We start from the raw sequence: 16,476 nt of genomic DNA on the forward strand, positions 1-16,476 counted from the left end.
GAGTTTTTTTGACGTAAAGGTCAAAAGCTTGACTGGTTTTGGCGGCAATGGCGGAAAATTCTTGCCGCCAGTCAAAACAATGGCAGTCCGGTTTTAGGCAGTACAGGGAGGTGTTTTGGGAAGTGTCACAGTGATGCAAAGGCCGGTCTGTGGGAGGTTTCTGGCTTCAATGTGCCCGCCATGGAGTTTTATAGTTCGCTGCGCAATGGCCAAACCTAAGCCATAGCCACCACTTTGGCGATCGCGGGCCTGATCGGTTCGATAAAACGGTTGAAAAATAGCGTCTAATTGGTCGGGTGACACTCCGGGTCCGGTGTCGTGAATTTTTATCTGATAGTGATTTCCTCTGTCGTGCAGCTCGGTCCGGATGCAGCCGCCGCTAGGGGTATAGCGCAGAGCGTTGCGTAGGATGTTATCAAAAACACCGGCCAACATATTGCCGCGAGTGGCGACCAGCGCCTCGGGTAGTGAGTTGGATAAACTTAATTGAATCGCTTTTTGTCTTGCGTCTCGTGCTATGGCTTCATGCAGCGCTTCTAATAGGGCTGTTAAGTCCATGGTGTCATCGAGAGTCCAGCTGTCGTCATCTAAAACAGGCAGCGCTAAAATATCTGAAATGATGTCATTCAGATAATCTGCCGCCTGCTTTATGCGCTTTAGCTCGCGGTCGTTAGTACCCTGACTGCGCTGCTGGGCTAGCGCCAGAGCAATTTGCAGGCGGGCCAAGGGTGTGCGCAGTTCGTGCGATACATCCTTGATTAAGCGTTTTTGTTCAGCCATGGCTTTCTCAAGGCGCTCGGCCATATGGTCAAAATCATTGGCCAGAGAAGCAATTTCATCACGCCTTTGGTTAAACCGCTGACTAATGCGCACACTTAAATCCCCCTTGGCAATAGAGCGGGTCGCCCTTTGTAGGGTGGATAAGCTGCGTGCTAAGTGGCGGGCGAGAAAAAAGCACGCGACACCACTGACCAAAATTGAGGTCAGTAGAAGCGGCCAAATATTATTAATAAAAAGCTGCCAGGCGATGTCGCCTGAGCTTTTCTCACCCTTGCCGGCGGCCAAAGTGAAAATCTTAACGCTTTTACCGTCGTTTAGCGTGACGTGACGTCCCCAGGTTTTCTCTTCACCGATTATGGTGTTCTCAAATGGGTGGCTGGGATTAATTTTGGGTACCAGCTTCTGCACCCCTTCGGGTAGGGGGCGGCCTAAGAAGTCCCGGTTGTTGGAGTCGACAATATAAAAAAATCGGGTAGACCATTCTGGCATGGTGCGCATATCGGCCAATACTTGGGCCGAGTTGCGATTGATGGCTGAGCCCACCATTTGAAAGAGAAAGCGTTGCGCGGGCTCGGTCCCCCGGTCATCCCGCAAGCGTTGCAGGTTGTTGTCTGGATTAATGTCGCGCCAATGCACAATCACATTGGTGGTGACGATAATCACCGCCGTGATACACCAAAAGGTTAAAAATACCCGCAGGTACAGTCGTGTCATGGTGTCGCGGGGGCTTCACTGGGGCGAGTTAGCATATAACCGGCACCGCGCACGTTGATGATTTGATCCTTGCTGGCTCCCACTGTGGCGAGTTTTTTGCGAATATTACTGACATGCACGTCGATACTGCGATCGTAGGGGGTCAGCTTGCGCCCCAACGCTTGTTCGGTGAGTTCATCTTTGCTGATTACTTGCCCGGCGTGACGCACTAATAATTCCAACACGCTAAACTCAGTACCGGTCAGAGGCAAGGATTGATCGAGCCAAAATGCCGCACGGCTACCCATTTGCAGCGATAAACTATCTACCTGCACCGTGCCGGACTCTGGTGGGGCGCTCTGCGCGGTAGCTGTACGGCGTAGAATGGCCCTTAGGCGAGCGACCAGTTCACGCGGATCGCAGGGCTTGGGGAGGTAATCGTCGGCGCCTATTTCCAGACCAATCACCCGATCAATGGTGTCGCCCTTGGCGGTCAGCATAATGACCGGGGTGTGCTGCTGGCCGTATTCGGGATGCTGCCTGAGCATTTTAAGAACATCGAAACCGTTGTGTTGTGGCAGCATAACGTCGAGTATTAAAGCCGAGTACGAGTTGTGGCGTGCCATCTCAAGAGCTTCAGCGCCATCATAAGCGGTGGAAACGCTAAATCCTTCTGCATTGAGATATTCTTGCAGCAATTCGGATAACTCTTTGTCGTCATCAATCAGTAAAATGTCAGCCATTGATACCTCTACATTAACTTTCTTCCTGGCAGCTGTCTGCGCCGCCGCGCAAGTTTGCAACAGGCATGGCATGCTGTCATGGTTTGTACGTTTGCTTAACCTAACTTAACCACACAACTGCCACTTGCGCTAACAGTTGGCAGCTGGGAAAATCCAGCCCAGTATTTCCAGCTAGGTACAGCTAAAAGAGAATGTACCTTTTTTAGCGGTGTTTGTACCAGTTATTGCTCGGTTTCGTTGTTTTTTTTCAGAAGGTGTTCGCCAGTGGCCAAAGTAGGGCTTTTTTTCGGTAGTGATGAAGGGAATACGGAGTTTATTGCTCAGCGTATTCGCAAGCGTTTGGGTGCAGAGGTGGTAGATGTGCACGATATTGCCGATGTCACTCAATTGGAGTTTACTCAATACGACAATGTCATCCTCGGTATTCCCACCTGGGATTTTGGCCAAATTCAGTCCGACTGGGAAGAGTTTTGGGATGATCTGGCCGAAGTGGACTTTTCCGATAAAACCGTGGCTTTGTTTGGGTTGGGTGATCAATTTGGCTATGGTGATTATTTCCTCGACGCGATGGGAATGATGCACGAGGTGATCGCCGCATCAAATCCCCACAGAGTGGGTTATTGGTCAACCGAGGGTTACGAGTACGAAGCCTCCAAAGCCGAAGAGGACGGCCAGTTTGTGGGTTTGGCCATTGATGAGGATCAACAGGAAAACCTCAGTGCCGAGCGTTTAGACCGCTGGTGCGAACAGATTCATCGCGAGTTTGGCCTGGACACCCCTCTACAATTGGGGGATTAGCCCATATGAAGTGGCCCAGTTAGGTTTCGGCGATAAATACGGCTCGAATGGGCGCTGGGTGCCCCTCTTGGGTGAGGCTCGGGTTATCTTCCTTTAAGAAGTTACTGAGCGAGTGATAACGCATCCAATCGGTGGCGCGCTGCTCATCGGTGGTGGTAGGGCAAACATCCACCGTGCGCGGGTTTTTAAAGCCGCACTTGGCCAGCCAGCCGATCATTGTGGGTGCACTGGGCAAAAACCAGACATTGTTCATCATGGCGTAGCGTCCCGGCGGCACCAATACCTCGCCTTCATTGCCTGCGATCACCAGTGTTTCCAGCACCAATTGCCCGCCAGGCCTTAGGGTCGCTTTCAGTTCCCGCAAATGGTCCATCGGCGAGCGTCGGTGGTAAAAAACACCCATGGAAAACGTTGTGTCAAACGCGCCTAACTCTGGGGGCAGCGCCTCAATGCCCAGCGGCAGCACGTCGACTGGTAAAGACTGACCCAGCAGTTGTTTGATCATAGCGAATTGCACGATAAACCGTGGAGAGGGGTCGATACCGATCACTCGCAGAGCGCCTGCGCCATGCATGCGCCAACAGTGATAGCCATTGCCGCAGCCTACATCCAATACCAGTCGGTTTTTTAGCGGGGCAATTTGATCTTTAATGCGATCCCACTTCCAGTCTGAGCGCCATTCGGTATCTAGGTGTATGCCATGCAAAAAATAAGGGCCTTTGCGCCAGGGGATTAATTGCTGTAAGGCGTGTAACAGTTGAGCGTGGGTCTCAGGTGCTATCTGCCCGGCAACGCTGACGCGAGTTTTCAGATCGATTTGTTCGGGGTTGATCTCGGGGATTTGTTCAAGCGCGTTTAGCCAACCTGATAAGTCACCGAAACGCTTGGGGCAGAGACCTTGAGCCACTTGTTCTGGCAGCTGTTGCGACCATTGGGCAAGCTTGGGGTGTTCGTTTAAAAACGTGTATAGAGCGTTATAGTCGATCATTTAATGGCGATGATTGAGGCAAAATTTAAACACTGAAACCAGACATCTACACTGCTAAAACCGGCTTGGCGCAAGCGCAGACGGTGAGCGTCGAGTGACTCTGGGATCAAGACGTTGTCGATGGCGGCGCGCTTTTGCGCGATTTCCAGGTCGCTGTAACCATTAGCACGTTTAAACTGGTGATGTAGGTCGGTCATTAGTTGCTGATGGGGAAGGTCGTCAAAGGCGACTTTTTCCGACAAAATTAACACGCCGCCAGTGTTTAGGCCCTGGGCGATATCGCTCAATAACCTATCGCGCGCATTGGGCGCAATAAACTGCAGCGTAAAGTTAAGCACCACCATCGAAGCATTGTCGATTGCAATGTCTTCAATGCCGCATTCTTCTAACCGAACCGGAACCTCTTCATGGCTATCGGCCGCGATAATCTGCCGAGCTCTGGCAATCATTGCCGCCGAGTTGTCGACGCCGATTATGCTGGCCCCTGCGGCGCGAATATTATGGCGCATCGCCAAGGTGGCCGCCCCCAATGAACAGCCTAAATCGTAGCAATGGCTGTCGGAGGTCACGTAGCGCTCGGCCAGCGTGCCGATCATGGATAAAATGGTTGGGTAACCCGGTACCGACCGTTTTATCATATCGGGAAAGACGTCGACCACTTGCTGATCAAAACTAAAGCTGCCGACCTGGGCGAGAGGGTTGGCGTAGAGTGTATCTCGAATATCCGTCATGATCGTGATGCGGGGCCTGTTGGCTAGAATTGCAGTGCGGCTATTTTATCGGTTAGGCGCAAGAGTCTCAATCATTTGTCGAATTAACCGGCCGCAATTGTCATAAAACTGTCATTAGGCAGATTGATAATCCGTTTATGTCGTATCTACCTTCAATACCTGCCCCCAGAACCCACTCGGACACTGAGCCGCAGCGCCTGCGAGATCAGTTACAGTCGGTGATTGATAGCGGTCAACTATACGCCGTTTTTCAGCCTGTCATTAATATGATTAATAGCCAAATTGTCGGTTATGAGGCTTTGATTCGCGGCCCCGAAGGCAGTGCTTTGGCATCTCCTGCGCAACTATTTTCCGCCGCTGCCAGTGAAGGGCAATTGGCTCGGTTGGAATACGCCTGTCGAGAGGCGGCCTGCCAAAGCTTTATAGAGCATTCACTGCCCGGTAAACTTTTTCTTAATATGACGCCACTGGCATTTACCGATAGCCAGTATCGCGATGGCGTTACTATGGCAATATTGCGCAAGCTCAAGCTAGATCCTGAACGTGTGGTCTTCGAGTTAACCGAAAAACAACCTTTAGATGAGTTTGAGTTGCTGACCAATGCCTGCGAGCATTTCCAGCGTCAGGGGTTTGCTGTGGCGATTGACGACTTGGGTGCAGGGTATGCCGGTTTGCGAATTTGGAGTGAATTGAACCCCGATTACGTCAAAATAGATCGGCACTTTATCAGTAACATTAACGCCAGTGCGGTGAAGCGAGAGTTTGTCCGTTTTATGCTCGATATCGCACAAAGGATCGGTAACAAAGTCATTGCCGAGGGGATTGAGACCGAAGAAGAGTTCAAAACCTTAGTGGCTATGGGGGTGGAATATTTTCAAGGTTATTATATTGCACGTCCGGCTCGCACGCCCATCACCCAATGCCCGCCACACCTAAACAAAGCAAAAGCCGTCGCCATGCCGGTATCACGGGATACCTTTCAGCATACACTGCGCGAGGTGACAGTGGCGCATGAGCCGCTGTCGCCCAGCGTAACCGCTGGTGAAGTGGTGCGAATGTTTCGCGCGGATGTACGCCTAACGTGCGTACCCGTGGTCGCCGATGACGGTAAGGCTCTGGGGGTGATCAGCCGCTCTGAACTACTCAACACTTTTTCCTGGCGCTACTCTTACGAATTGCACGCCAATAAACCCATTTCTGGGTTTGTCAGCAGCCGTTCGCTATTGATGGATATCAACAGCGACTTGAACAGTGCCGGAAGGTTGGTGACCGAAGACCCCGCGCAGAATTTAAGTGTGGATATTATTGTCAGTGAAAACGATCGCTACATTGGCGTGGCCAAGGTGCGCAATATATTGCGCTCAATTGCCGATGAAAAGCTGCGCGTCGCGCGCCACTCCAATCCAATCCGTTAACGGCACTGCCTGGCAATGTTCCACTGTATGAGTGGATCGATCAGTTATTATGTCAAAAAGCAGATTTTATTGTAGCTTATTGCGATATTAATCACTTCAAGCCCTTCAACGATGCGTTCGGCTATTCTTGTGGCGACGATGTCATTATCTTACTCGGTAACTTATTGCGTCAGGTCATCGATCAAGAACAGGATTTTATCGGCCATGTCGGGGGGGATGACTTTGTGGTCGTCTTTCGCAGCATCAATTGGCGCGAGCGCTGTGAAAAACTGTTGCACAGTTTTACTCAGAGTATCTATCAACAAATGCCAGAGGAGCAGCTCGATTATTGGACGGAAGATCGCAACGGCATGCGGCGCCGGTTCGGCCCGCTGGAGGTTGCCATTGGCTGTGTGCACCCCGACCCCGAACTTTGTTTAACCCACCATCATGTGGCCATGCTTCTGGCCGACGCCAAACACCGGGCAAAATCGCTAGGCGGTCACCAGGTTTTCTTCTCGCGCCGCCGCACGCCAGAAAAGCATTGCCCTTCTGAGACTTAATCCGCCCCTGATCAGGCCCCAAGCTCACTGGTATACTTGCTAGGCTGTGTTTGCCTGCCGAGGGTTTTGCGTTATGCTGAGGCAAAACCACAGGCAGGCAGTGACCTATGAGTCCTAACGGATTTGAGTACAAGCGCGTATTAGTTGTAGATGACTTTGATAACTTCCGCACAACGGTTATGCGCATGTTGCAAGAATTTGGGGCTCGCAGCGTGGATACTGCCGCTCATGGGAATGACGCTGTCAGTAAGTGTCGTTCCACGTCTTACGACTTGGTCTTATGTGACTACAATCTGGGGCCGGGTAAAAGTGGCCAGCAGGTACTGGAGCAGCTGCGCCATGAGAGTTTACTCAAACACAGTTCGCTGTTTGTACTTATCTCTGCCGAATCAAGTAAAAATATTGTTATGGCGACCTATGATTACGAGCCCGACGCCTACCTAACCAAGCCTATTACCGCCAAAACCCTACAGCAACGTTTAGAACGATTATTCCATCAAAGTCGTGAGATGTGTAAAGTCTATAACGCCATGGATGATGGCGATTTAGACGCTGCGATCACTCGCTGCGGTGAGCTTCTGCGTGGACAGAGTCGTGTGCGACCATTAGTGCAAAAGTTATTGGGGCGGCTATTATTGCGAACTGGCCAGTTTAACCCCGCCGAGCAGTTGTTCCGCAAGGTGTTGCAAGTTCGTGAGTTAGATTGGGCCATGGTCGGGCTCGCGCTGGCAAAAAAAGGGCAGGACGATTGGGTGGGGGCCCAGCAGTGGGTCGAACAAGCGCTAAGCTTAAACCCAATGTGCATGCCTGCCTACGATTTGTTGGCGGATATTCATGCGGCTCGGGGCGATCGACAAGAACAACAACATACTTTGGCTCAGGCGGTGGAAATATCTCCCCTGTCGATTATGCGTCAGCAGGAATTAGGCGCTGTTGCCTACCAAAATCACGATCTAGAGCAAGCCCTGGAAGCGTTTAAAAACAGCATTAAATTGGGTGAGCACTCCTGCTACGACGATAAAGACGTATATTTACAATTTATTCGCTCTTGCGCCGAGCTGGCACCGTTGCAGCCGGATGTGGCTAAAAGTTATGCGCGGGAGGTGGGCAAGTCGATAGGAGAGTTTGGCAATCGATTTGGCCGTGATGGTCACAACGACGTATTGCTGCGCTCAGCGAATTGCGCCTACCTAGCTGCAACAGGAGAGCAATTGGCCGCACAACAGTTATTGCAAGAGCTAATGGAGCAGCACCAAGAGTCGCCGGCAACATTAGCCGCTCAGCTCGATTGGATCAGTGCTTGTGAGGTGTTAGGGCGACAAGAGTGGCGCGATCAGTTGGTTAATGGTGTGTTGCAACAATATCAAGGTAATGAGGCGGCGCTGGAAATGATAGATCGCGTGCTGGAAAACCCAACCAGTGAAAAGAATCGTCAGCGTGTGGCACAAATAAATAAACAAGGTATCGCCTATTATGAAGGCACGGATTTTGAGGCTGCGATCGACTGCTTCAATCGCGCAGTACGAGAATTTCCTAAACATGTTGGCATTGAACTGAACCTATTGCAGGCCTTAATTGGGGCATTGGAACAAAGCGGGCAGCCCCATTTGTTAAAGCAGGCAAAGCACTCGTGTGAACGCTTGGGTCAGTTAGTGGATGGAGAGCACCCTCAAGCCGACCGGTTGGCGCAACTTGTCGGAAAATTTCAAGAGGTCAGCCAACAAATTTTGCGTGACGGAGAACAGGTATGACAGATAAAGGCTTGCCGGTAGACTTCTCATTTGTGCTTGCCTCCAGTGTGCATGATATGAAAAATTCGGTGGGAATGTTAATGCAAACCATCGAGGAATTATCAGCGAGCGCAGCGACTGATAATGCCGAGCACAACCGACAATTGTCGACACTAGGTTATGAGGCCGCCCGCATTAATGGTGACTTAGTTCAGCTGCTAGCACTCTACCGGATGGAAAATCAACGCATGCTGGTACAGCTGGAAGAGTGTTATTTGGATGAAATCATTGGCGATCAGTTGGCGCGCAATGACATTTTATTCCGCTCGAGAAATATCGCAGTGGAGGTGGACTGTGGGGAGGATGTTTGTTGGTATATTGATGCTGAGTTGATCAGTGGCATGCTGAACAATATCCTGGTTAATGCCGCGCGATATTGCCTCAGTCGCATTAAAGTGACGGCGAATATTGAGGACGGCGTTTTGCATCTGATTGTTGCAGATGACGGTCGCGGCTACCCAGAATCTATGCTTACCAGTCCGACAGTAATGCGTGATAGCGTCTCATTTACTGAGGGGAATACCAACCTCGGATTGTTGTTCGCTCAGGAAATTGCCAAATTGCACCGTCGAGGCGACTTACATGGCTATATCACTCTGGCTAATGGCGGTGTGTTGAGCGGTGGGCAAATCGAGGTGGTGTTGCCTTAGCTGCATACAACCTTGAAATAATCGCTATTACTCAGCTTGAGATTAGTATCGGTCATCCTTCTTTTGTGTATTAGCAGTGCAACTGACCAAATGTGACCTGCCTGTCTTGCAAAATAGCGAGGGCTGTTGCATTATTCTGACGTAGGGCAATCGATTTGAACAAGGGAATCTTCAATGCTTAAAATCCGCTTTAAAAACAAAAAATACAGTGCGGTATGGCTAGTGGAGCCAAGCATTGGTATCGGCCGCTCACGAGCCAATGAGCTAGTGGTCAGCGCCCCCGATATAGCTGATAAACATCTTACTGTTGAAGTAAATCACGAAGCCTTGGAGTTGGTGAACTTGGTTCCGGGTTCCTCTGTGTCAGTCAACGGTGAAAAAGTGGGCGAGCGAACCAAGATTAAGCCCGGAGATGTTATTTCGCTTGCCAGCATTGAGCTGGAGATTATTGACCCGAAAGATGATTCGGTCACCAGCGAGTCTTCACGCCAAAGCACCAACCCCAGAAATCCAGTCTCGACCGGTTGGGCTCTTAAGGCCAACCATACTGCTTTGGGCAACCGGGTATATCCCCTGCAGGCGGATAATATCGTCGGCCGCTCAAGCGATTGTGACATCACCTTGGCCGCCGCTCATTTGTCGCGCCGTCATGCCAGGCTCGATGTTAAACAAGGTGTGCTCTACGTAAAAGACCTGGGCTCGGCAAATGGTACCTACCTCAATGGGAAAGCCATAACCGAGGCTAGGGTTAAGCGTGGTGATGAGTTGCGCTTCGATACGCTAAGTTTTGGGGTGATTGGCCCTGCTGACGATATGGCGCAGACCACCATCCGCGCTGCAGGTAAGGCTGCGGGGCCGCGCCCAGCAGCGCCACGCCCAGCGGCCAAAGCCAATAATGCCCACAGCGGTGCCGATGCCTCGCTTAAAAAAGAGGTAGAAAGCTCTGAGGCTCAAAACCCCCGCTTTGCAACAGCCGGCATGGGTGTTTTAGTGGTGCTAGCCATTATTGTTGTGGCAGCATTGTTTTTGACTCGAGGCTAGAGCCTTATATATCCCACAGATTTGCTGGAGCACTCACTTTAGCATTATTTATTCTTAAGAAAGCCTCAAGAAATGCTATTTCCTGCCGCTAGCGGGGAATAGCTTTTTTGTTGAGGTTGGTATTATGATTTCTACTCACGCCCCAAGTTTGTCCTCATTAGCGCCCGCCACGCTAAACTCAGCGCAGAAAAATGCGCCGCAAGACCCACAGCAGCTCTTAAGTCAAAGTGCGCAAAAGCATATCGAAGGCAATACGACCCGGGAGTTCCAACCCTTAACCGCGGAGCAAGCGGCCAGTAATATTCTCGGGTTTATTGAGCAGCAACTACAGCGCGACATCGCCAATGGTGCCAGCACCGAAGAGTTGGAGTCGCGTCTGCAAGCGGGCTTAGACGGTTTTAAGAAGGGCTTTAATGAAGCCAAGGATAAGCTCGAAGCGCTGAACATGCTCAACGACACAGTGGTTGAAGATATCGGTAAAACCTATCAACTGGTTACCGACGGCATTGACAACTTTGCCGATCGCTATGGCATCACCCAAGCTGATCAGCCACTTGCGGTCGAGCCGCCTGCCCAGGCACAGGCCGTGCAAGGCAATTATGAATATGCCTCGGCACAGAGTTTTAGTTTTGAGGTAACCACGCAAGAGGGTGACCGGGTCACTATTCAGGCCAGTGCCAGCCGGGGTGAAAGTGCCAGTTTCACTCAGTCCGAAGCGGGGGCTCGGTATTCCTACGCCTCGGTGTCGAGTAGCCAATATCAATTAACCGTTCAGGGCGACCTGAATGAAGAAGAGCAATTGGCAATTGAATCTTTGATGGGACAAGTGAATACACTGGCCGACGAGTTTTTCACCGGTGATTTACAAACTGCTTTTGATTACGCCTCGGAGTTAGGTTATAACACCGAACAAATCAGCGGTTTTGCCTTAAATTTAACTCGTGTGGAAATTCAAAAGGCCAGTGTTGCCTATCAACCTCAAGGTAATAATGCGGATTTAGCGTCTCAGCTAAAGCCGGTGGGTGATTTTATTCAACACATCAATAATGCACTTGATGATGCCAGCGGTTTTGCTAACCCCCACAGCCTGTTGCAGCAGATGATCGATGCCATGTACGCCGATGACACCGTGCCTGGCAATCGAGATGGCGCAGCCTTTGCTGATTTTGTCAGCCAATTTTTGACCCCAGCAGAGCCCGAGCCATCGGTTAGCCAGACACCACAAACCTCTGTCTGATCATGGTGTTGGTTGTAGCACAGTGTCGAGAGCGTAGTGATCGATTAAACTGCCAGTCGCTTTAAATGGTGAGTCGGTTTAAACTGTGAGCCGATATGAAAACACTGATATTTCTAACGACAGCTGGTTGTCACTTGTGTGATCGCGCGCGCGAGGTGATCGCGCAAAGCTCGGTGCAGCCGTTGCGCCTACAGGCGATTGACATCGCCTGTGATGATCAATTGATAGAGCGCTATGGGTTGCGTATTCCGGTACTGCGTAGCGCCAGTGGTGAAGAACTTGATTGGCCCTTTAGTGCGGAGGATGTACAAGCTTTAATGCGTTGAATATTAGTTGTTGTCGGCTTGTATACTGAGCTGGGTATCGTCGACCCAGCTTAGTGTTTGTATATAAAGTGCAGTGAGTGAACCCGGGTCTAGGTTTCGACTTTTCAAGTAGGCCCAGTCAATGGCACTCCAGTTGCCGTGTTCGTAATCAATCACCGTCAGTAACAGTTTCCCTTCTTCGCCAGCGTGTTCTAACAGCGCTGCCTTGAGTTGATCGCTCAGTTGTATGCTGCCAATGACTTGCTCCAGAGGCGCATCCATAAAGGCATCCAGCATTGAAAGTAAGCCGGCGGTAAAAAATCGGTCACACTCATATTCCGGTCTGCTTTGAGCGGCAATTAATTCGCAGAACTTTGCCCGACTCAACGCTTGTGCTGATAGTTCAGCAGGCTTGTCACTCAATTTAGCCATGGCTAATAAGCCAATCCAATTCTTGATGATCTTCAAGCCGAGTAAAGTAAGGGCCTGACGCAGCGATTCAATCGTGCGCGGTAAACCGAACGCTGCTGAGTTGACTAGTCGCAGCAACTTATAGCTTAGCACTGGGTCTCGCTCAATAATTTTTTCGACATCTTCAAAGGCCACATTCGGTTCATTTAGCTTGGCCAGTAATTGCAGAACCGCTTGTTTGCTTTCACTTAAACGTCGGCCCTTGATAATTGAGGGGCGCTCTAGAAAATAACCTTGAAATAAATCACAGCCTAATGATTTACAGTGTTCAAGCATGGCCATAGATTCGATTTTCTCGGCGAGAACTTGTATGCCGAGCGCCTTGGTTTTTTTGATATGATCGGTCAGTTGAGAGTCCGAGAGAGCCAGTACATCGAGTTTTACGATGTCGGCATAGGCCAGTAAGGGCTCTGTTGTTGGTGTGAGTTCAAAGTCATCCAGAGCAATGGCAAAACCTGCTTCGCGCAGTGTTTTAAGTCGGTGTAACAAGCGACTATTAACTGTTTCATTCTCCAACACTTCAATCACCAGCTGCGAGGTATCGAAGGGGAATGTTGTATCCATTAAGTCGCCGGTAAAATTAATATACGCTCGGTTGTTGCCGACTACTTTGTTGAGCGACAGCTCAGTGAAAGCGTTAAGGAGTACTTGCGAGCTGGCGCTGTTGCCGTCGGTGATGACAGCGTGGTTGTCTTCACTGGTACGGTATAAAAGCTCGTAAGCGACCACCTGCATATCGCGGTCGAAAATGGGCTGGCGAGCTAATAATGGACAAGTTTTTGACATTAATTATTAATCCGAGCATCAATCGTGTTTGGCCCTATACCTTTCTTTAATTCTAAAATAAATTACTGTTATTGTGCAGTAATATACGTCGCCTAAGCCGAAAGGGTGGTGTATTCTTTATTAGATGTACCGCCAGTGTACTTATAAAAGTGTGGTAAGGCGAGGGGCCGCAAGATATGTCCAGTCTATTAGACAGTGTAGATCAAAGAACCAATCTGGTCGGTGAAAACCGACTGGAGCTTCTGATATTTGAATTAAGCGGCCGGCAGCGCTTTGCGATCAATGTGTTTAAAGTGCAGGAGGTCTTAAAAATGCCTTCTTTACGCCAAGTGCCTCACAGCCACCCCCATGTGTGTGGTGTGGCTCATTTGCGCGGTAAAACAGTGCCTATTATTGATCTGGGCCTTGCCATTGGTATGGGGCCGACCAAGGGACTGGCGGATGGCAATCTTATCGTTGCCGAATACAACCGCTCTATTCAAGCGTTTGCCATTGGCAGGGTTGACCGTATCGTCAATCTAAATTGGGAGGATATTCTGCCGCCGCCCAAAGGTACCGGCCGGGCACATTACCTGACGGCCATTACCCGGCAGGAGGGGACAATTGTCGAAATTCTCGATGTGGAGCGCGTATTAGCTGACATTATCCCTTATAACTCCAGGGTGTCTGAGGATGTCTTAAATACCGATATTGCTGCTCGGGCGCGGCAGTTAAACCTCAAGGCCTTAGTCGCTGAAGATTCCTCTACCGCAGTCACCCAAATTAGAGAGACCTTGTCTGATTTAGGTATTGGTGTGGTCGCTATGCAAGATGGTCTAAAAGCGCTCAATAATTTAAAATCGCTGTCCGCGAGCGGCAAACGAGCAGTTGATGAGTATTTATTGTTGATTACCGATGCCGAAATGCCGGAAATGGATGGCTACCGGCTAACCGCCGAAATTCGCCAAGACAGTGCCTTAAGTGATTTACATGTAGTAATGCACACATCCTTAAGTGGCAGTTTTAATCAGGTATTGGTGGAAAAGGTGGGCTGCGATGCTTTTTTGTCAAAATTTGCCCCCGATGAGTTGGCCACCGTGGTACAGAAACGATTGCAGGCCTACTTGAATGACCTGCCCGCCTAACAAGCGTTAAACGAAGAGCTCGTTCTATCGGGACGACGGCTTACAGTGAGTGAGCGGCTTCTTGATCGCGAATAAACGGGCGTTTATCCCCTAGGCGATACCCATAAATAACCGAATAAGCCAGTACGTTTTGCACATAACCCCGCGTCTCGCGATAGGGAATGGTTTCAATCCATACATCATAGGGCAGACGGGCGCTTTCCTCTTGATTCAACCATTGCTTCACCCGGTTGGGTCCGGCGTTGTAGGCCGCGGCGGCGAGAATGCGGTTGTCGTTAAATTCGCCCATTAGCTGATTGAGATAGCGGCCACCCAAGGCAATATTGGTTTGCGGGTTGAGCAGGTCGTGATTTGACACCTGCATGCCCGAGCGCGACGCGGTTTGCTTGGCGGTCGAGGGCAGTAGCTGCATCAGTCCCAGGGCGCCGGCAGAGGAGCGCGCATCGGGAGTGAAAGCGCTTTCTTGTCGTGCGATAGCGAATAATAGATGCGGCTCCAGTGCAGTATCTTTGGCGGTTGACTGCACATGTTCGCGATAGGCGAGGGGGAAGCGTATCCCCAAGTCGTCCCAGTAGCGGATTTGAATCATCGCTTGAATACCATTGCGGTGCCAGCCCCAGCTTTCGGCCAACTTGCCTGCGGCTACCACTTCGGGTTCGGTCATTTGTTGAGTGATGTGGTACCACTCGCGCCGAGCGTTAAGGTTGTCGCCGATAATCAGTAGTTCGCGCGCGCGCAGAACACCGGGCTTTTGGGAGACCTGCTGGTGTAGCGGTTCCGACACTTCGAGAGGCCGGTCCAGCAGCTGATATTCAAGCCCCAGAATGTCTGCGGCCAAAAAGCCGTAAAAAGAGCGGGTGTTGGCAACGGTTTGGTACAACTCGCGAGCTTGTTTTGCGTGTTCTTGCGGGTCCGTTTGTACCAGAGCTCGGGCGCGCCAATACTGCCAGCGCTCGGACTGTTTGGCTGTGTCTGGCAGAGTTTCGACCCAGCGCAATACGCCGTCCCAATCTTGGTTGCGCAAGGCGTCGCGCAGTAGTGATTCAGTGACGCTTTGGGTATTTAGGCTAGGGGTGCTGGCCAATAACGCCTGTGCTTGTTGGGTATGGCCCTGTCGTAACAGACGCACCGCAATATAGCCTTGTGTGTCTCGGCGCGCTTGGTCGTCAAACAGTTGTTGAGCGTCATAGCGGTGCCAAAGATCAATCGCGGTTTCGGCATCGCGCAGCGAGAGGCGCTCCAGACCGTGCAGTATAAGTGCTTGCATGCGATCGCTCTGATCGCTAAAACGGCTCATATTCAGTAGCAGTTTAGGATTGCGGTCTACCTGGTAATAGAGGTTGGCTAAAGGTTGCAGCGCAGGTGACATCTGGCGGCTGATATAGCGTGCCAACGAGCGATGTCGCGCCTTTAGAGTCTTTTCAAATCGCTGCCAAGCAATATCATCGGTTAAATATCCGGCTTTTTGCCAAGCGGCGAATAGTGGGTCGCAGGCCTTGTGTTGAGATTTGTTGATATTCCAAAGTTCGTCTACGTCGGCAAAAGCCGAGGTGTCACCATTGATAAGACGTGCCCGAAGGTAATAGCAAGTCAGTTCGGCGCTGGTGTTATCGGGGTTGTAAAAATCTTGCACACTCTGCCACTGGCGTCGCTCGGACAGTTTTTCGAGCCAGACACGTTCGAGTTTTTCGGCCAGATATGATTCAGGGTATTGCTCCAGAAACTGCTGAACCTCGACAGGGCTTACCCGGGACAGGCGCCGCCTGATGTAGCGATATTCTAAATAGGGCTTGAGCGAGTAGTGCTCAAGACTGGCAACCAGATTTCGGTACTCGCTATAGCGGCTAGCGCTCAACGCTTTTTGCGCTTGGTCATACAACTTGCGTTGCTCTGATTTGTCGGCAATAGTGCTGGGTGCGGCTGCCCACGCTAATGAGGAACTCAGGCCGAGGGCTAGCCCCAAAGCCATGGTTTTGGTGAGCGTGCCACAAAATCGAGCGATGGGGCGCTGTATGGCTTGTGAGTTGATTCGCGGCATTTTTTACCTCTGACCGTTACCACTGGCGTTGCTGCGTCAACGTTGGGCTAAATTTCGGTGACAGGTCACCGAGCACGACTTATAGCGGAATCTGCACTACAAGCGTTAAGTATGGATCAATTTGCCTGTAAGTATGGATAAAAAAACACTTTTTTTGCCATTACAGACAAATGTGTACCTCTAATAATCCAGACGATCGAAATCGGGCTGTTCGTTAGGGGTGAATAAGGTATCATGCTGCCACTTTTCCGATCACAAATGCAAACTTTTTAGCCTGCTAGCGTTAAATAATCACCTTAGATCACTGATGTTTAGCAATAAGCGCTGTCTCACACTTTGGACCT

General features: G+C 50.6%; 15 protein-coding genes. 9 read left to right on the forward strand and 6 right to left on the reverse strand.

Going from position 1 to position 16,476, the window contains the following annotated elements; translation table 11 throughout:
• Positions 1–93: 93 nt before the first annotated feature.
• Complete coding sequence (locus Q4563_RS08500; protein WP_303604258.1) at positions 94–1,494, reverse strand: ATP-binding protein; 1,401 nt, start codon at positions 1,492–1,494, stop codon at positions 94–96.
• Entirely contained in the window at positions 1,491–2,216 is a 726-nt protein-coding gene (locus tag Q4563_RS08505; protein WP_215975520.1) for a response regulator transcription factor, read from the reverse strand. The genes Q4563_RS08500 and Q4563_RS08505 overlap by 4 nt, the downstream gene beginning before the upstream one ends.
• Positions 2,217–2,480: 264 nt before the next feature.
• On the opposite strand from Q4563_RS08505, the gene Q4563_RS08510 reads away from it, so the two are divergent.
• Positions 2,481–3,014, forward strand: coding sequence for a flavodoxin (locus Q4563_RS08510; protein ID WP_215975521.1), 534 nt, complete (start codon positions 2,481–2,483; stop codon positions 3,012–3,014).
• Positions 3,015–3,033: 19 nt separating this feature from the next.
• Here the strand turns inward: Q4563_RS08510 and cmoB are convergent, their stop codons facing one another.
• Together cmoB and cmoA are read right to left on the reverse strand one after the other, a co-directional pair.
• Positions 3,034–4,002 (reverse strand): tRNA 5-methoxyuridine(34)/uridine 5-oxyacetic acid(34) synthase CmoB, encoded by a 969-nt coding sequence (gene cmoB, locus Q4563_RS08515; protein WP_215975522.1) that lies wholly within the window; start codon positions 4,000–4,002, stop codon positions 3,034–3,036.
• The gene (cmoA, locus tag Q4563_RS08520; protein ID WP_215975523.1) at positions 3,999–4,733 is read right to left on the reverse strand and encodes a carboxy-S-adenosyl-L-methionine synthase CmoA; all 735 of its coding nucleotides are present in this window, start codon (positions 4,731–4,733) and stop codon (positions 3,999–4,001) included. Before cmoA ends, cmoB begins: the two co-directional genes overlap by 4 nt.
• 137 nt (positions 4,734–4,870) lie before the next feature.
• On the opposite strand from cmoA, the gene Q4563_RS08525 reads away from it, so the two are divergent.
• The 7 genes from Q4563_RS08525 to Q4563_RS08555 all read left to right on the forward strand — a co-directional run bounded on the left by Q4563_RS08525 (position 4,871) and on the right by Q4563_RS08555 (position 11,734).
• Complete coding sequence (locus tag Q4563_RS08525; protein ID WP_303604259.1) at positions 4,871–6,148, forward strand: EAL domain-containing protein; 1,278 nt, start codon at positions 4,871–4,873, stop codon at positions 6,146–6,148.
• Between the two features lie 35 nt (positions 6,149–6,183).
• A complete protein-coding gene (locus tag Q4563_RS08530; protein ID WP_303604281.1) occupies positions 6,184–6,690 on the forward strand; it encodes a GGDEF domain-containing protein in 507 nt (168 codons plus the stop codon).
• Between the two features lie 107 nt (positions 6,691–6,797).
• Positions 6,798–8,441, forward strand: a complete 1,644-nt coding sequence (locus tag Q4563_RS08535; protein WP_215975525.1) for a response regulator — start codon at positions 6,798–6,800, stop codon at positions 8,439–8,441.
• Positions 8,438–9,130, forward strand: a complete 693-nt coding sequence (locus Q4563_RS08540) for a sensor histidine kinase (protein WP_215975526.1) — start codon at positions 8,438–8,440, stop codon at positions 9,128–9,130. The genes Q4563_RS08535 and Q4563_RS08540 overlap by 4 nt, the downstream gene beginning before the upstream one ends.
• 174 nt (positions 9,131–9,304) lie before the next feature.
• Positions 9,305–10,171, forward strand: coding sequence for an FHA domain-containing protein (locus Q4563_RS08545; RefSeq protein WP_215975527.1), 867 nt, complete (start codon positions 9,305–9,307; stop codon positions 10,169–10,171).
• Positions 10,172–10,295: 124 nt separating this feature from the next.
• Positions 10,296–11,408 carry a DUF5610 domain-containing protein gene (locus tag Q4563_RS08550; RefSeq protein WP_303604260.1) on the forward strand — a complete coding sequence of 371 codons (1,113 nt, stop codon included), beginning with the start codon at positions 10,296–10,298 and terminating at the stop codon, positions 11,406–11,408.
• Between the two features lie 95 nt (positions 11,409–11,503).
• On the forward strand, positions 11,504–11,734 hold the full coding sequence (locus tag Q4563_RS08555) for a glutaredoxin family protein (RefSeq protein WP_215975529.1): 231 nt from the start codon (positions 11,504–11,506) through the stop codon (positions 11,732–11,734).
• Positions 11,735–11,737: 3 nt separating this feature from the next.
• Here Q4563_RS08555 and Q4563_RS08560 read toward each other — a convergent pair whose 3' ends face one another.
• Positions 11,738–12,970, reverse strand: coding sequence for an EAL and HDOD domain-containing protein (locus Q4563_RS08560; RefSeq protein WP_303604261.1), 1,233 nt, complete (start codon positions 12,968–12,970; stop codon positions 11,738–11,740).
• Between the two features lie 176 nt (positions 12,971–13,146).
• Here Q4563_RS08560 and Q4563_RS08565 point away from each other — a divergent pair, with 176 nt between their 5' ends.
• Positions 13,147–14,094: a chemotaxis protein gene (locus tag Q4563_RS08565; RefSeq protein WP_303604262.1), complete on the forward strand. Its 948-nt coding sequence runs from the start codon at positions 13,147–13,149 to the stop codon at positions 14,092–14,094.
• A gap of 40 nt (positions 14,095–14,134) precedes the next feature.
• On the opposite strand, the gene Q4563_RS08570 is transcribed toward Q4563_RS08565, so the two are convergent.
• Complete coding sequence (locus tag Q4563_RS08570) at positions 14,135–16,132, reverse strand: transglycosylase SLT domain-containing protein (protein ID WP_303604263.1); 1,998 nt, start codon at positions 16,130–16,132, stop codon at positions 14,135–14,137.
• Positions 16,133–16,476: the final 344 nt, after the last annotated feature.

It is taken from the genome of Gilvimarinus sp. 1_MG-2023 (genome assembly GCF_030548285.1).

Excerpts from the sequence above, each read along its gene's own strand:
- Q4563_RS08525 (WP_303604259.1), top strand. The coding sequence starts at position 4,871 with ATGTCGTATCTACCTTCAATACCTGCCCCCAGAACCCACTCGGACACT.
- Q4563_RS08500 (WP_303604258.1), bottom strand. The coding sequence starts at position 1,494 with ATGACACGACTGTACCTGCGGGTATTTTTAACCTTTTGGTGTATCACG.
- Q4563_RS08555 (WP_215975529.1), top strand. The coding sequence starts at position 11,504 with ATGAAAACACTGATATTTCTAACGACAGCTGGTTGTCACTTGTGTGAT.
- Q4563_RS08560 (WP_303604261.1), bottom strand. The coding sequence starts at position 12,970 with ATGTCAAAAACTTGTCCATTATTAGCTCGCCAGCCCATTTTCGACCGC.
- Q4563_RS08540 (WP_215975526.1), top strand. The coding sequence starts at position 8,438 with ATGACAGATAAAGGCTTGCCGGTAGACTTCTCATTTGTGCTTGCCTCC.
- Q4563_RS08535 (WP_215975525.1), top strand. The coding sequence starts at position 6,798 with ATGAGTCCTAACGGATTTGAGTACAAGCGCGTATTAGTTGTAGATGAC.
- Q4563_RS08570 (WP_303604263.1), bottom strand. The coding sequence starts at position 16,132 with ATGCCGCGAATCAACTCACAAGCCATACAGCGCCCCATCGCTCGATTT.
- Q4563_RS08550 (WP_303604260.1), top strand. The coding sequence starts at position 10,296 with ATGATTTCTACTCACGCCCCAAGTTTGTCCTCATTAGCGCCCGCCACG.
- cmoB (WP_215975522.1), bottom strand. The coding sequence starts at position 4,002 with ATGATCGACTATAACGCTCTATACACGTTTTTAAACGAACACCCCAAG.
- cmoA (WP_215975523.1), bottom strand. The coding sequence starts at position 4,733 with ATGACGGATATTCGAGATACACTCTACGCCAACCCTCTCGCCCAGGTC.
- Q4563_RS08565 (WP_303604262.1), top strand. The coding sequence starts at position 13,147 with ATGTCCAGTCTATTAGACAGTGTAGATCAAAGAACCAATCTGGTCGGT.
- Q4563_RS08545 (WP_215975527.1), top strand. The coding sequence starts at position 9,305 with ATGCTTAAAATCCGCTTTAAAAACAAAAAATACAGTGCGGTATGGCTA.
- Q4563_RS08505 (WP_215975520.1), bottom strand. The coding sequence starts at position 2,216 with ATGGCTGACATTTTACTGATTGATGACGACAAAGAGTTATCCGAATTG.